Source organism: Nocardiopsis sp. CNS-639 (assembly GCF_000381685.1).
In the GTDB taxonomy this organism is placed as follows: domain Bacteria; phylum Actinomycetota; class Actinomycetes; order Streptosporangiales; family Streptosporangiaceae; genus Nocardiopsis; species Nocardiopsis dassonvillei.
On record NZ_KB906854.1, the window covers coordinates 268,753 to 283,248 of the forward strand.

Sequence of the window (14,496 nt, forward strand, 5' to 3'; positions counted from 1 at the left end):
GCCCCGGCAGGGCCCGTCCCCACCTGCGCGGGCGCCCCGGATCCGCCAGCGGGGGTGTACGGGGACGCCCAAGTCCGACACTGTGTAGTAGACGGACTAACCTTGGTCGAGGTGTTCCTCCGTGCGCGGCCCCTGCCGGAAAAGTCCCGGACAGCGGCGAGGCGGTCACACGGCCAAGGGCGCTGACCAGCCAGTTGTAACGAGACCGACGACGGAGTGGCGCGTGGCTCCTCCCGCACAGAACCAGAAGTCCCCCCTCAAGGAACACCATGACGACGCCCCGGGCACGGGACGGGCGCCCCTCTTCGCCGCCGCGGCCGCCGCCCTGTGCCTGACCGGCCTGAGCCTGACCCTGGTCCTCGGCGGAGCCGCCTTCCCCGAGGTCATCCCGGGGCTGCCCGACGCCGGTGAGGCGGTCCGCTGGGGCCTGCCGCTGGCCAAGGTCACCATGGACGCCTCCGCGGTCGTGGCGATCGGCCTGCTGCTGCTCGCCGCGGTCCTGCTGCCCTCCCACAAGGGCAGGCTCTCCCCGCAGGCGACCTCCTACGTGCGCGCGGCCAGCTGGGCGGGCCTGGTCTGGGCCCTCGCCGCCGTGTTCACCCTGTACTTCCAGGCCGCGGAGTTCCTGGCCCGCAAGGTCGGCCAGATCAGCGTCGACGAGGTCACGGCCTACGCCGGATCGGTCTCGGGCGGCATCGCGCTGATGTTCGTCGTCCTGCTCACGACCGGCATCGCCCTGTTCGGCCGCACGGCCACCACCGCCACCGGCGGCCTGTGGCTGCTCGTCCTGGCCCTGGCCGCCACCACGCCGCCCGCGCTGACCGGCCACTCGGCCTCCTCCGGCTCGCACGAGCTGGCCGTGACCGGGCTGGCCCTGCACGTGATCTCCATCAGCGTGTGGGTGGGCGGTGTGGCCGCGCTGACCTACCACGCGCTGCGCCGCGACGCCCAGGACCCGTCGGTGGCCGCCAACCGCTTCAGCCGCCTGGCCCTGTGGGCCTACGTCGGCGTGGCCGTCAGCGGCGCGGCCAGCGCGCTGGCCCGCCTGTACTCGATCGGGGACCTCGTCGCCACCGAGTACGGCCTGATCATCCTGGTCAAGGTCATCCTGTTCGGGGTCCTGGGCGCGTTCGGCTACATGCACCGCGAGTTCGTCTTCAAGCGCCTGGAGGGCGCCCCGCAGGGAACGGCGGGCGAGGCCTTCCGGCGCCCGCTGTTCCTGCGCGCGGCGCTGGCCGAGGTGCTCATCATGGCCACCGTCATCGGCGTGTCCGTCGGCCTGGGGCGTACCGCGCCGCCCCCGCCGCTGGAGGGCACCGTGGACCCGGCCGCCGCGATCCTCGGCTTCCCGATCCCGCCGCCCATGACCGCCCAGACTCTGCTCACCCTGTGGCGCCCCGACCTGTTCTTCATCATGATCGTGGTCGTCGCGGGCGGGCTGTACGCGGGAGCCGTGGTCCGGCTGGTGCGCCGGGGCGACTCCTGGCCCGTGGGGCGGACGGTGGCCTTCGCGGCCGGGCTGCTCACGATCGTGGTCACGCAGCTCACCGGGTTCGCGACCTACTCCATGGTGCTGTTCTCGACGCACATGATCCAGCACATGGTGCTGTCGATGCTCACCCCGATCCTGCTGGTGCTGGGCGCGCCGATCACCCTGGCCCTGCGGGCGCTCAAGCCCGCCGCGCGGCGCGGGGACCGGGGGCCGCGCGAGTGGCTCAACCTGTTCCTGAACAGTCGTTTCTCCAAGCTGGTCACGCACCCGGCGATCGCCGCCCCGCTGTTCGTGTTCGGCCCCTACGCGCTGTACTTCACGCCGCTGTTCGGCACGCTGATGAACGACCACCTGGGCCACCTGCTCATGGGCGTGCACTTCCTGCTGGTGGGCTTCCTCTTCTACTGGATCATCGTGGGCGTGGACCCGGCGCCGAGGAAGGTGCCCTTCCTGCTGCGCATCCTGCTGCTGCTGGTGGTGATGGGGTTCCACGCCTTCTTCGGCATCACGATCATGATGCAGTCCGAACCCCTGGCGATGGACTACTACGGCCAGTTCGACATCCCGTGGCTGGAGGACCAGGCCGCCGACCAGTACGCGGGCGGCGGCGTCGCCTGGGCGCTGGGCGAGATCCCCACCGCGCTGGTCATGATCGCGCTGGTCCGGCAGTGGTCGCGCGACGACGAGAAGCAGGAGCGCCGCCGGGAGCGTCACAGCCGCCGGGGCGGCTCCGACGACGCCGACATGGACGCCTACAACGCCTACCTGGCCGAGCTCGAACGCCGCTCGCGGGGCGGGGCCCCGGCCGCGGCCACCACGGCCACGGAGGCGCCGCCGCGCACCGGTGAGGAACCGAAGGCGCGGAGCGCACCGGCGGCCGAGTCCGGGGACGACGACTCCGACCCCGCCGCCGGCAAGCGCGGCTGAACCCGCACGCGGGGGCGCACCGGCCGGTGCGCCCCCGCCGTCGTCGCGGGCCCGACCGGAGCACGCCGCCCCCCGGCGCCGGGGCGCACGGTGGTGTCGGCCCGGTCCCGTGAGGGGATTCCGTTTCGGAGCCGACATGCCCGCGGACGGGCCCGGGGACCGGGTCGGGGTCTGTCGCGCCGTCGAGGCACAGGGATTCGACGTCCTGCTCGGCCCCGGCCTCCGCTGCCGATCGGCGGCCACGGTCCCGCGTCCCCGGCCGCCGAGCGGGCCGTCATCGTGGGCTTCGGCGGGCTCACGCAGCGCAGGCGCCGCAGACCGGGAAGCGGCCTGACGGGCGGACCGGCGCAGCGAAGCGCCCCGCACCGCAAGGGCACGGGGCGCGCGGAGGCAGGGGCACGGGGTCAGACGACCAGGGCGGCCACGGAGGCCCCCACCAGTCCCAGGGCCAGGCAGACCAGCAGGGCCGCGGCCAGCAGCGGCAGGGAGGGCCGCAGCGCGGACACCGCGGACTGGCCGCCCCCCGAGGACTGGCGGCGCGCCACCATCGGCAGCATGACCACGTTCACCGCGGACACGACGGCCGCGACGCAGGCGGACGCGGCGAACCCCGCCCAGAAACCGGACCCGGCGGCCAGCGCGTTGGCCGCGGCCAGCGTCGGCAGCGCCACCAGCACCACCACGGAGGCGATCCCGAACGCGGCCCGCGACCGGGGCGACGCCCCGCGCGAGCTCCCGGAGAGGACGAGGAGCAGACCGAGCAGGGCCGCCATCAGGATGGCGCCCACGACTCCGAACACGGCGATGTTGACCAGCGAACTCACGCTCGCCATTGTCGCACCGAACCGCGGATGCCCGGATCCGGGGTGGACGTGCGCGCTCAGCCGGTGTGCTCCACCCGCGAGCCCGCCGCCGTCTTGACCACCCTCAGCCGGGTGGACACCCTCTGCCGCAGGTCGGCGACGTGGCTCACCACGCCCACCGCCCGGCCGCCGTCCCGCAGCCGGTCCAGGACGTCCAGCACCTCCTCCAGGGTGTCCTCGTCCAGCGTTCCGAACCCCTCGTCCACGAACAGCGTGTCGATGTCGGCGCCGCCCGCCTCGGCACTGGCCACGTCGCCCAGCCCCAGGGCCAGCGCCAGAGAGCTGAAGAACGTCTCCCCGCCCGAGAGCGTGGCCGGGTCGCGCTCCACACCCGTCCAGGCGTCCACGACCCGCATGCCCAGGCCGCCGGCCGAACGCGCGCGTCCGTCCCCGGCGGCCTTGTCCACCGTGTACCGCAGTTCGTACCGGCCGTCCGACATCGTCACCAGGCGGTCGTTGGCGGCGGCCACCACCTGCTCCAGGCGGGCCGCCAGCACGTACGCCGACAGGCGCACGTTGTCGGCGTTGTCGGAGGAGGTTCCGGCGGTCAGGCCGCGCAGCCCCTCGGCCACCGCGTAGCGGCGCAGCGCCGGTTCGCAGTCCCTCAGCCGCAGGTCCAGCTCCCCGCGCAGGGAGGCGAGCCGACGCGCCCGCTCCTCCAGCATGCTCCGCCAGGCCACCGCGCGGTCGGCGGCCTCCGACGCGGTTCGCGCGGCACGGGCCAGCTCCTCCAGGTCGGGGACGGGCAGCTCCCCGGCCGTGGTCAGCTCCGGATCGGCCAGCGACGCCTCGACGGCGGCCAGGGCGTCGTCGAAGGAGCGGGCGCGTTCGCGCAGCGCGCGGCGCCGATCCTCGTCCAGCGCGGCCTCCCACACCCCGGCCTCGTCGGCGAAGCGGGCCTCGGCCCGCTGCCGCTCGGCCTCGGCGACGGCGGCGCGCAGTTCGTCGGCCGCGCGGTCGCGGTTGACGGCCGCCTCGGCCGCGGCGCGCAGCAGGTCGGCCTCGCCGCCCAGCCTGGCGATCCGTTCGTCCAGCCCGGCGTCGTCCCCGCGCGCCCGGTCCAGCAGCGCGGTCAGCCTCCCGTGCTCGCGGACGGCGTTGTCCCGGTCGGCCCCGACCTGGGCCTCCTGCCGGACCAGCTCGCCCTCGCGGGTGCGGGCGCGCTCCAGGTCGCCGGTGGTGCGCTCCAGCTCCTCCTCCACCCGCCTGGCCTCACCGGCGGCGGCCCGGGCCTCCACCAGCGCCGCGGTGTGCGCCTCCACCTCCTGGCGGGCGGTGTCGGCGGTGGCGTCCTCGGCGCGTTCCCGCGCGGCGGTGCGCCGCTCCCGCAGGGCCACCGCGGCGCTCTCGGCCTCCGCGCGGCGCGAGGCCGCGGCGTCGGCGGCCGCCTGGGCCCGCCGCTCCTCCTCCGCGGAGACCAGGCCCTCGCCGGAGGGCCGGGCGGGGGAGGGGTGCGCCACCGACCCGCACACCGCGCACGGCTCCCCGTCGACCAGGCCGGACGCCAGTTCGGCGGCCATGTGGGTGATCCGGCGCTCGCGCAGGTCGAGGGCGCGGTCGCGGGCGGCCTGGGCCCCGTCCACGGCCTCCCGGTGGCGCTCCTGCGCCTCCGAGAGCTCCCGGCCCAGGCGCTCGTACTCGGCGGCGGCGTCGAGGCGCCTTCGGGCGGCGGCCAGGGCGGTCTCGGCGGCCCCCTCCTGCCCGGCCTGGTCGTGGAGGCGCCGCAGCTCGGCGGTGAGCGCCTCCACCCGGGTGGGCAGGGAGGCGGCCAGCGCGCGCTGGCGCTCCAGCTGCGCGGCGATCTCGTCCAGGCGCCCCGTGAGCGCGGTGACGGAGCGGCCCAGGGACCGGCGGCGCTCGGCGTCCGCGCGCAGCGCGTCCAGACGGGCGAGTTCGTCCCGGCGCTCCCGCTCGGCGGCGCCCAGCTCCTCGCGCGGCGCCGCCTCGTCGGACCGCGCGGAGAAGCCGGGCAGCCCGCCCACGAGCGCCAGGTGGTCGGCGACGGCGAGTTCCGCCTTGTCCAGCTCGGTGCGGCGGTTGTCGCGGGCGCGCAGGAAGGGCAGCACCGACTCGGCGCGCTCGGCGTCGTCGAGCTGGGCGTCGAGCGCGGCCCGCCACGCGGTGTGCTCGGCCAGCTGGGCGCGGCGCCCGCGGGCGGCGGCCACCCGCTCCTGGAGCGCGCGCAGCTCACGCCCCTCGGACAGGGCGCGCTGGGCCTCCTCACGGGCCCCGGTGAACTCCCCGGCCACCCGACCGGCGTCGTGCGCGGTCGCGGCGGTGACGCAGGCCAGCTCCGCGGCCCAGGACGACAGCTCCTCGGGCGGTTCGGGGGCCCGGGACCCGCCGACCTCGGCGATGCGGTCCGCGACCGCGCGCACCTGGGCGTCGGCCGTCCGGACCTCGTGTTCGAGCCGTTTGGCGTGCGCTCCCAGCCACGTCTCCACGTCCCGGAACAGCCGGGTGTTGAAGATGCGCTCCAGGGACTCGCGGCGCTCCTCGGACTTGGCGCGCAGGAACCGCGCGAAGTCGCCCTGGGGGAGCATGACGGTCTGGCAGAACTGCGCGAGGGTCAGGCCCAGCAGGTCGCCGACGAACTGCCCCGCCTCGTCGGGGCGGGTGGTGACGCCCTCCCACCTGCCGCCGGTGAACTCCTTGACGACGACCTTGGTGTTCTGCGACACCGTGCCGGTGCCCCGCTTCTTGGGGCGGTCCCAGCGCGGCTTGCGCTCGATCCAGATGCGGCGCCCCTGGACCGTGAACTCCAGGACCACCCTGGGCTCGGCGTCCAGCGGGGCGTGGTCGCTCTTGGGGGAGCGGTCCTTGCCGCGGGCGCCCGGCACGTTGCCGTACAGGGCGAAGCACACCGCGTCCAGCACGGTGGTCTTGCCCGCGCCGGTGGGGCCGTGGATGAGGAAGAGGCCGCCCGCGCTGAGGCGGTCGAAGTCCACCTTCTCGGTGCCGGCGAACGGGCCGAACGCCTGGACGGTGAGGGTGTGCAGCCGCATCAGCGCGTCCCCTCCTGGAGCCGGACCTGCTCGACGGCGGTGTTCACGAGGGCCTCCTCCTCGGGGGTGGCGGGGGTGCCGCGGGCCCACTCCACGAAGTCGCCGACCACCTGGCGCTCGCTGCGGTCGGCGACGGAGGCGGCGATCGGACGGGTGTCGGGGGCGCCGCCCTCGGGGGCGAAGTCCAAGACCAGGACGTGGGGGAAGCGTTCGCGCAGCCGGTCCATGGGGTGGGCGGGGCGGCGCGGGTCGGTCAGGGTGATCTGGAGCCAGTGGCCGGTGCGGGACTCCCACTCGGGGCGGGTGAGCAGGTCCTCGATCCGGCCGCGGATACGGGCCAGGGGGCGGGGGACGGGCGCCGCGGCGAACTCGGCGCCGGCGAGGCCGTCGGCGTCCAGGTCCACCAGCCAGTAGCCCTTGACGTGGTGCTCCTCGGAGAAGGAGTAGGCCAGCGGGCTGCCCGAGTAGCGCACGGACGGGGTGATGGTCTGCCGCCCGTGCAGGTGGCCCAGGGCCACGTAGTCGACCCCGTCGTAGACCGGGACCGGCACGTGCGAGGCGCCGCCCACCGAGATGTCGCGTTCGCTGTCGGAGGGCTCGCCGCCGGTCACGAACGCGTGCGACAGGACCACTGACCGGGTGCCGGGCCGCTCGGCGAGGTCGGCGCGCACCAGGTCCATGGCGTGCCCGAGCGCCGCCGCGTGCCCCCGCTCGGGCAGGTCCCAGTGGTGGCGCGCGATCTCCGGTTCCAGGTAGGGGATGCCGTAGAAGGCCACGGGCCCGTGCTCGTCCTCGATGACCACGGGCGTGCCGACACCGTCCAGGGAACTGCGCAGGTGGACGCCGGAGGCGTCGATGAGACCGGTGGCGAAGGACATCCGCGCCATGGAGTCGTGGTTGCCGCTGATGAGGACGGCCCGGGCCCCGGTCTCGCGGATCCGGCCCAGGGCACGGTCGAAGAGCCGGACCGCGTCCACCGACGGCAGGGCACGGTCGTAGAGGTCACCGGCCACGACCACCACGTCGACCCGGTGTTCGCGGATGGTGTCGACGAGGTGGTCCAGGAAGGCCGCCTGGGCGTCGATGAGGTTCTCCCGGTGGAAGGAGCGGCCCAGGTGCCAGTCCGAGGTGTGCAGCAGGCGCATGGCACTGGACATTACCGAAGCCTGGCCCCTGGCGTGCGGGACGAGAGCCGTCCTGTGGACAACCTCGGGGGTCGGCGCCCTCCGGGGCGCGTCGGTGCCTCGGAACCCGGGGTGTCAGTGCTTGCGGGCGAGGGTGAGGCCGTCGCCGATGGGCAGCAGCACCTGTGTGACGCGCTCGTCGGAGACCAGCCGGTCGTTGAAGTCGCGGATCCCCCGTACGGCCGCCGAGGTGTTCTCGCGGTCCACCACCCGCCCGTGGGAGAGGGTGTTGTCGGCCAGGATCAGGCCGCCCGACCGGACGCGGGGGACGAGCTCCTCCCAGTAGCCGACGTAGCCCTCCTTGTCGGCGTCCACGAAGGCCAGGTCGAAGCGCGGCTCCTCGGGAAGCTCCCGCAGCGACTCCAGGGCCGGGCCCAGCCTCAGGGTGATCCTGTCCGCGACCCCGGCGCGCTCCCAGTACCGCCGGGCCACGGAGGTCCACTCCTCGCTGACGTCCAGGGCCAAGAGGCGGCCGCCCTCGGGGAGGCCGCGCGCGAAGCAGATCGACGAGTAGCCGGTGAAGGTCCCGATCTCCACCACCTCCCGCGCGCCGCAGATCCGCGTGAGCATCGTGGTGAAGGCGCCCTGCTCGGGGCCGATCTGCATGCCCCGGTGGTCCGGGAACAGCCGCGCGGTCTCCTCGGCCAGGTCCGCCAGGACCTCGTCCACGGGCTCGCTGTGCTCGACGACGTAGGCGTGCAGTTCGGGGCTGAGGCCCTCTGTGGATCGTGTCACGCCCGACAGCCTAGGCCAGCCGGGGCCCGGCCGACAGGTGCCGGGCCGTCACGGGGAGGGCTACGGGAGCCGGACCCGGCGGCAGCGGGATGCGTGGTGGGGCCTGACACGGTCCCCGGGGCAGCAGCGCGGGGACGTCACCGCGCCCCCGGCCCCGGTCAGTACTCGGGCAGCAGCGCGGGCCAGTCGAACAGGTAGATGGTCCCCACGATGACGCCGATGGTCAGCAGCGGGGTGACGAACTTCTGCTCGACGGGGCCGTCGGTGACGAAGCCCTTCCCCTGCCCGAAGCGCTTCTTGAAGAAGGGCCAGAAGATGGGCACGCCCATCTTGGTGATCATGTCGCCGAAGAAGTGCAGGACCACGCCGAAGGCCACCGCCAGGCCCAGCCAGCTGTAGTTCACCCCGGCGGTGAACAGCGCCAGCGTGATGCCCGCCGTGGCCATCGCGTTGATGACCCCCGACGCGACCTTGTTCTTGTCCAGGCCGAAGCCCAGGCCCTGGAGGGCGATGCCGATCAGCAGGAACACGAAGACCTGGACGGCCAGCTCGGACCACAGCGCCAACAGCTGTACCAGCACGCCCATGAGCACCGCGAAGAAGAACGAGTGCGTTCCCATCCGGTGCCCGCCGAACAGGAAGCCCAGCATGCCGCTCAGCACCTCGGTGACCTTGCCGTAGGTCTTGGTCACCGTGGCGCTCTTGTGGTCCAGATCGGGCAGCAGGGCCGCACCGGCACAGACCAGGGAACCGGCGATGATCTCACCGGGACCCAGGTGGAAGCTGAGTCCGAGGAATTCCCTGCCCTGGACCAGCGGAACGACCGCCATCCAGCCAACCACGCCGCTCAGTGCGTGCGAGTGCCCCATCATGGCGGGAACCGTAGCGGAGTACGGCATTTACTGCCAACGCGGGGTGTCCGCCAACGGCGCACCGGTCACCCAGCGCACACGGTCGGCGGCGCCCCTTCGCCACCCAGCGTGTGACCGCGACCCCTCTCCGTGGGAACACGGGCCCGCGGTGTGCCCCTCCGCGCCTCCTCCGGGCCGGTCGCGCACTCCGGCCGCCCTTTTCCCGCGTGTCCCGGACTTTTCCGGTGACGGTTTCCGGACGCTTTTACGGCGACATTTTTCGGACCGAATCCAAACCGATGTCACGGCGCTCCACGAAGGTCGTTGACGCTCGTCGTCGTCCGTTGGTAAACAACCACCAACCCCCAGGTGGCGTGCCACCGACCCACGATCCTCTGACAGGAGGGGCCGCACATGAACGCCCACCACCCTCCCCCCGGTTTCCCCGTGCGCCGCACCGTCCCTCCCCACGCCCCTTCCACCGGCGCGTTCGCGCGCCGGGCCCCGCGCCGCACCGCCGCCACGGCCGCCGCGCTGCTCCTCCTGGCGGGCACCGCCGCGGCCCCCGCCGCCGCGGACACCTCCGACGGCCAGACCCTCAGCATTGCCACCTCCCAGCAGGTGGACTCCTTCAACCCCTTCACCGCGCAGCTCGCGATCACCACCAACGTCCTGCGCCACGTCTACGACTCCCTCCTCACGGTCGACCCCCAGACGAACCAGCCCGCCCCCTCCCTCGCCGAGTCCTGGGAGTCCAGCGACGACGGCCTCACCTGGACCTTCCACCTGCGCGAGGGCGTCCGGTTCTCCGACGACGAGCCCCTGACCGCCGACGACGTGGTCTGGACCTTCACCACCATGATGGAGAACGAGGCCGCGGCCGTCGCCAACGGCAACTACGTCTCCGGCTTCGACACGGTCACCGCCGAGGACGACCACACCGTGGTCATCGAACTCGACGAGCCGCAGGCCACCATGACCTCCCTCAACGTCCCGATCGTCCCCAGGCACGTCTGGGAGCCGATCCTGGAGCGCGAGGGCGACGCCTTCGCCGACTACGGCAACGAGGACTTCCCGACCGTCGGCAGCGGCCCCTTCGTCCTCACCGGCCACGACCGGGGCCGCTCCATCACCCTGGAGGCCAACCCCGACCACTGGCGCGGCGCACCCGCCTTCGAGCGGGTCGTCCTGCGCTACTACTCCGAGAAGGACGCCGCGGTGGAGGCGCTGCGCAGCGGCGAGGTCTCCCTGGTCTACGAACTCACCCAGGCGCAGGCCGCCGCCCTGGAGTCGGCGCAGGACGTCCAGGTCAACATCGCCGACGGCAAGCGCTTCCAGGCCTTCACCATCAACCCCGGCGCGGTCACCCAGGACGGGGAGGAGTTCGGCGACGGGCACCCCGCCCTCGCCGACCGCACCCTGCGCCAGGCCATCGTCATGGCCATCGACAACCAGGAGATCGTCGACAAGGCGCACGGCGGCGAGGCCGTGGCCGCGGGCGGCTACATCCCGCCCCGCTACGAGGACTTCCACTGGGCGCCCGAGGGTGAGGAGGCCGTCCTCGACTTCGACCCCGAGGCGGCCAACGCGATGCTCGACGAGGCCGGGTACGAGCGGGGTGAGGACGGCGTGCGCGTCTCACCCGAGGGCGACCGCCTCGAACTGCGCATGCACGTCCACCAGGACCGGCCCGACAACGTCAACACCGGGCTGGTCATCGTCGAGCGCCTGGCCGACATCGGCATCGAGGTGGAGAACCTCACCGTCGACCCCGGCGTGCTCAGCGACGCCCTCTTCGCGGGCGAGTACGACCTCATCTTCACCGGCTGGACGGTCAACCCCGACCCCGACTACGTGCTGAGCATCCACACCTGCGGCGCCCTGCCCACCGAGCCGGGCACCATGCAGGGCGACGCCTACTTCTGCGACGAGGAGTACGACGAGCTCTACGAGGCCCAGCTCGCCGAGTACGACCGCCAGGCCCGCGCGGAGACCATCCACCAGCTCCAGGAGGTCCTCTACCGCGAGGCCGTCGTGAACGTGCTGGCCTACCCCAACATCATGGAGGCCTACCGCACCGACCACATCGCCTCCATCCAGTACGAGCCCGCCGAGGGCGGCAACATCTGGGGCCAGGACGGCTACTGGGCCTGGTGGTCGGCCGAACCCGCCGCCGAGCGGACCGCGGGCGCGGCCTCCGGTCCCTCCGCCGGGGTCTGGATCGGCGTCGGGGCCGTCGTGCTCGTCCTCGCCGCGGTCGGGGGCTTCCTGCTGCTGCGCCGACGTTCCACCATGGAGGACCGCGAGTGACCACTACTCCCACCGCCGCGGGAGGCCCGCCCGGGGAGGAGGCGACCGCCGCCCCCTCCCCGGTCGAACCCGCCGGACCGGGCCGCGCCCGGCGCGCCGCGCGCTACGTGGCCGGACGCCTGACGACCGCGGTGGTCTCCCTGGCCGCCGTGGTCGTCGCCGGGTTCTTCCTCTTCCGGATCCTGCCCGGCGACCCCGTCCGCGCCATGACCGAGGGCCGCGAGGTCACCGCCGAGCAGCGCGAGGAGCTGCGCCGCCAGTTCGGGCTCGACCAGCCGCTGTGGCAGCAGTTCCTCGACTACGCGCTCGGCCTGCTGCGCCTCGACCTGGGTGAGTCCTTCCAGTACCACGAACCCGTCGCCGAACTCATCCTGGACCGGCTCGGCCCGACCATCCTGCTCGCCGGGACCGGCACGGTCATCGCCGCGCTGCTGGGCCTGTTCCTGGGAGCCCGGGCGGGCTGGAGGCCGGGCAGCCGCTCGGACCGGGCCAACACCGCCGTCGCCCTGTTCTTCTGGTCGGTGCCCACGTTCTGGCTCGGCCTGCTGCTCATCGTCTTCCTGGCCTCGGGGCGCGGGTTCGTGCCCGGCATGTTCCCGACCGGCGGCATGGTCGACCCCCGCACCGGCGGGGGCCTGGAGACCGTGCTGAACACCGCCTGGCACATGGTGCTGCCCGTCACCACCATGGTCGCGGTCATCTACGCCCAGTACCTGATGATCATGCGCTCCTCGCTCATGGACGAGAAGGGCGCCGACTACCTCACCACCGCGCGCGCCAAGGGCCTGCGCGACGCCCTGGTGCGGCGCAGGCACGCCGTGCCCAACGCCCTGCTGCCCACGGTGACGCTCCTGTTCCTCAACCTCGGACAGGTCGTGTCCGGGGTGATCCTCGTGGAGACCGTGTTCTCCTGGCCCGGCCTCGGACAGCTCTTCTACTCCGGCCTGCGCGTACCCGACCTCGGCCTCGTCCAGGGCCTGTTCGTGGTGTTCGCGGCCTCGGTGATCCTCATGAACCTGCTCGCCGACCTGGTGTACCCGCTGCTCGACCCCCGGGTGCGCCCGTGAACGCCCCCGCCGGGACGCCCGGCAGCCCGAGCGACGGGGAGAACGGCCCCTCCGCCCGGCCGGAGGGCGCCGCCACGGCGACCGCACCGCCGCCGACGACCACACCGCCCTCGCCCCGCGTCCTGGCCCGCAGACGCCGCCAGGAGGCCCTGCGCCGCTTCGCCCGCGAGTACGCCCGCAACCGCGCCGGGCTGGTCGGCCTGACCGCGCTGCTGGCCATCGGAGCCCTGGCCCTGACCGCGCCGCTCTTCGTCGACCAGGCCGACCTCACCGTCACCGGCGCGCCGGGCACCGCCTACGAGGAGCCCAGCGCGCGGTTCCCGCTCGGCACCGACAACTTCGGCCGCTCCATCCTGGACCTGGTCGTCTGGGGCTCACGGGTCTCGCTCACGGTGGGCTTCCTGGCCACGGCCGTCTCCGTGGTCCTGGGCACCCTGGTCGGGGTCACCGCCGGGCACTTCGGCGCCTCCGGCGGCCCCGCGGGGCGGTTCGTGTCCTCCGCGCTCATGCGCGTCACCGACTGGTTCCTGGTCCTGCCCACGCTCGTCCTGGCCGTCGCGCTGGCCGCCGTGCTGCCGCGCGGCACCGGAACCATCATCATCGCCATCGGCCTGACCGTCTGGCCCGCCACGGCGCGCCTGGTGCGCGCCCAGACCCTCGCGGTGGAGGCGCGCCCCTACGTGGAGCGGGCCCGCGCCCTGGGCGGCGGCCACGGCCACGTCATGCTCTGGCACGTCCTGCCCAACGTCATGCCGGTCGTGCTCGCCCAGACCACCCTGCTCGTGGCCACCTCGATCATCGCCGAGTCCACGCTGGCCTTCCTGGGCGTGGGAGACCCCACGACGATCTCCTGGGGAGGCATCCTGGACGCGGCCCGCAACGCGGGCGCGATCAGCTCCGGGATCTGGTGGTACATGGTTCCGCCCGGCCTGGCGATCGCCGTGGTCGCGCTGTCCTTCACACTGTGCGGCCGGGCCCTCGAATCCGTCATCAACCCGCGACTCCGGGAGCAGCGTTGACCTCCCTCCTCGACGTCCGCGACCTGCGCGTCACCTACCGCACGGGCGGCGGCGACGTCCCCGCCGTGCGCGGCGTGGACCTGTCCCTGGACCCCGGCGACACCCTGGGCCTGGCGGGGGAGTCGGGCAGCGGCAAGTCCACCGTGGCCCTGGCCCTGCTGCGCCTGCTGCCCGAGACCGCGCGCATCTCCGGCGAGGTCCTGCTGGAGGGCGAGAACGTCCTGGACATGCGCTGGGGCCGCCTGCGCGCGGTCCGCTGGGCGGGCGCCTCCATCGTCTTCCAGGGCGCCATGCACTCGCTCAACCCGGTCCGGCGGATCGGACAGCAGATCGCCGAGCCGATGAGCGTGCACGGCACGGTCCCCGCGGCGGAGGCGCCCGCCCGCGTCGGCGCGCTGCTCGAACAGGTCGGCCTGCCCGCCTCCCGCGCCCGCGACTACCCCCACCAGCTGTCCGGCGGGCAGCGCCAGCGGGCCATGATCGCGATGGCGCTGGCCTGCGAGCCGCGCCTGGTCATCGCCGACGAGGCCACCACCGCCCTGGACGTGATGATCCAGGCCCAGATCCTGGCCCTGCTGCGGCGGCTCGTCGCCGAGCACGGCATCGGCATGCTGATGATCAGCCACGACCTGTCGGTCCTGGCCTCGACCTGCGACCGGGTCGCGGTCATGTACGCGGGCCGGATCGTGGAGCAGGGACCGGCCCGGGAGGTCGTGCACGAACCCGCGCACCCCTACGCCGGCGCGCTCAGCGCCGCCTTCCCCCGGATCGGCGACCCGGCCTCGCGCCTGGCGCCCCGGGGCCTGCCCGGCGACCCGCCCGACCCGGCGGACCCGCCCTCGGGCTGCGTGTTCCGGCCGCGCTGCGCGGTGGCCGAGACTGTGTGCGCCACGGTCGACCCGCCCCTGTGGCCGGTGGACCCCGACGCCGGGGGCGCGTCCACCAGGCAGGCGGCGTGCGTGCACGTGGGCCCCGCCCGGCCGCTGACCGCCACCGGGGACGACGGGGGCCGTCCGTGACCGCGACCGCCGCACCCACCGAGG

At 73.9% G+C, this 14,496-nt stretch carries 10 protein-coding genes; 5 read left to right on the forward strand and 5 right to left on the reverse strand.

Features of this window, described 5'->3' with window-relative positions; genetic code table 11:
• Nucleotides 1–223 precede the first annotated feature (223 nt).
• Nucleotides 224–2,419, forward strand: coding sequence for a cytochrome c oxidase assembly protein (locus G011_RS0101065; RefSeq protein WP_019606834.1), 2,196 nt, complete (start codon nt 224–226; stop codon nt 2,417–2,419).
• Between the two features lie 404 nt (nt 2,420–2,823).
• Here G011_RS0101065 and G011_RS0101070 read toward each other — a convergent pair whose 3' ends face one another.
• From G011_RS0101070 to G011_RS0101090, 5 genes are all read right to left on the reverse strand, one after another.
• Nucleotides 2,824–3,252, reverse strand: a complete 429-nt coding sequence (locus G011_RS0101070) for a hypothetical protein (RefSeq protein ID WP_019606835.1) — start codon at nt 3,250–3,252, stop codon at nt 2,824–2,826.
• Between the two features lie 47 nt (nt 3,253–3,299).
• A complete protein-coding gene (locus G011_RS0101075; RefSeq protein WP_019606836.1) occupies nt 3,300–6,287 on the reverse strand; it encodes an AAA family ATPase in 2,988 nt (995 codons plus the stop codon).
• Complete coding sequence (locus tag G011_RS0101080) at nt 6,287–7,444, reverse strand: exonuclease SbcCD subunit D (protein ID WP_013151681.1); 1,158 nt, start codon at nt 7,442–7,444, stop codon at nt 6,287–6,289. Before G011_RS0101080 ends, G011_RS0101075 begins: the two co-directional genes overlap by 1 nt.
• Before the next feature lie 102 nt (nt 7,445–7,546).
• The gene (locus G011_RS0101085) at nt 7,547–8,206 is read right to left on the reverse strand and encodes an O-methyltransferase (RefSeq protein WP_019606838.1); all 660 of its coding nucleotides are present in this window, start codon (nt 8,204–8,206) and stop codon (nt 7,547–7,549) included.
• Between the two features lie 158 nt (nt 8,207–8,364).
• Nucleotides 8,365–9,078 carry a metal-dependent hydrolase gene (locus tag G011_RS0101090; RefSeq protein WP_013151683.1) on the reverse strand — a complete coding sequence of 238 codons (714 nt, stop codon included), beginning with the start codon at nt 9,076–9,078 and terminating at the stop codon, nt 8,365–8,367.
• Between the two features lie 393 nt (nt 9,079–9,471).
• Here G011_RS0101090 and G011_RS0101095 point away from each other — a divergent pair, with 393 nt between their 5' ends.
• The 4 genes from G011_RS0101095 to G011_RS0101110 are packed head-to-tail and all read left to right on the forward strand — an operon-like array spanning nt 9,472 to nt 14,472.
• A complete protein-coding gene (locus G011_RS0101095) occupies nt 9,472–11,367 on the forward strand; it encodes an ABC transporter substrate-binding protein (RefSeq protein ID WP_019606840.1) in 1,896 nt (631 codons plus the stop codon).
• Nucleotides 11,364–12,434, forward strand: a complete 1,071-nt coding sequence (locus tag G011_RS0101100) for an ABC transporter permease (RefSeq protein WP_019606841.1) — start codon at nt 11,364–11,366, stop codon at nt 12,432–12,434. The genes G011_RS0101095 and G011_RS0101100 overlap by 4 nt, the downstream gene beginning before the upstream one ends.
• Entirely contained in the window at nt 12,431–13,453 is a 1,023-nt protein-coding gene (locus tag G011_RS0101105) for an ABC transporter permease (protein ID WP_019606842.1), read from the forward strand. The genes G011_RS0101100 and G011_RS0101105 overlap by 4 nt, the downstream gene beginning before the upstream one ends.
• On the forward strand, nt 13,450–14,472 hold the full coding sequence (locus tag G011_RS0101110; RefSeq protein WP_019606843.1) for an ABC transporter ATP-binding protein: 1,023 nt from the start codon (nt 13,450–13,452) through the stop codon (nt 14,470–14,472). The genes G011_RS0101105 and G011_RS0101110 overlap by 4 nt, the downstream gene beginning before the upstream one ends.
• The last annotated feature ends 24 nt before the right edge of the window (nt 14,473–14,496 follow it).

Bases quoted from the DNA above. Each gene is read 5' to 3' on its own strand.
- G011_RS0101070 (WP_019606835.1), bottom strand. From the start codon at position 3,252: ATGGCGAGCGTGAGTTCGCTGGTCAACATCGCCGTGTTCGGAGTCGTG.
- G011_RS0101075 (WP_019606836.1), bottom strand. From the start codon at position 6,287: ATGCGGCTGCACACCCTCACCGTCCAGGCGTTCGGCCCGTTCGCCGGC.
- G011_RS0101080 (WP_013151681.1), bottom strand. From the start codon at position 7,444: ATGTCCAGTGCCATGCGCCTGCTGCACACCTCGGACTGGCACCTGGGC.
- G011_RS0101090 (WP_013151683.1), bottom strand. From the start codon at position 9,078: ATGATGGGGCACTCGCACGCACTGAGCGGCGTGGTTGGCTGGATGGCG.
- G011_RS0101095 (WP_019606840.1), top strand. From the start codon at position 9,472: ATGAACGCCCACCACCCTCCCCCCGGTTTCCCCGTGCGCCGCACCGTC.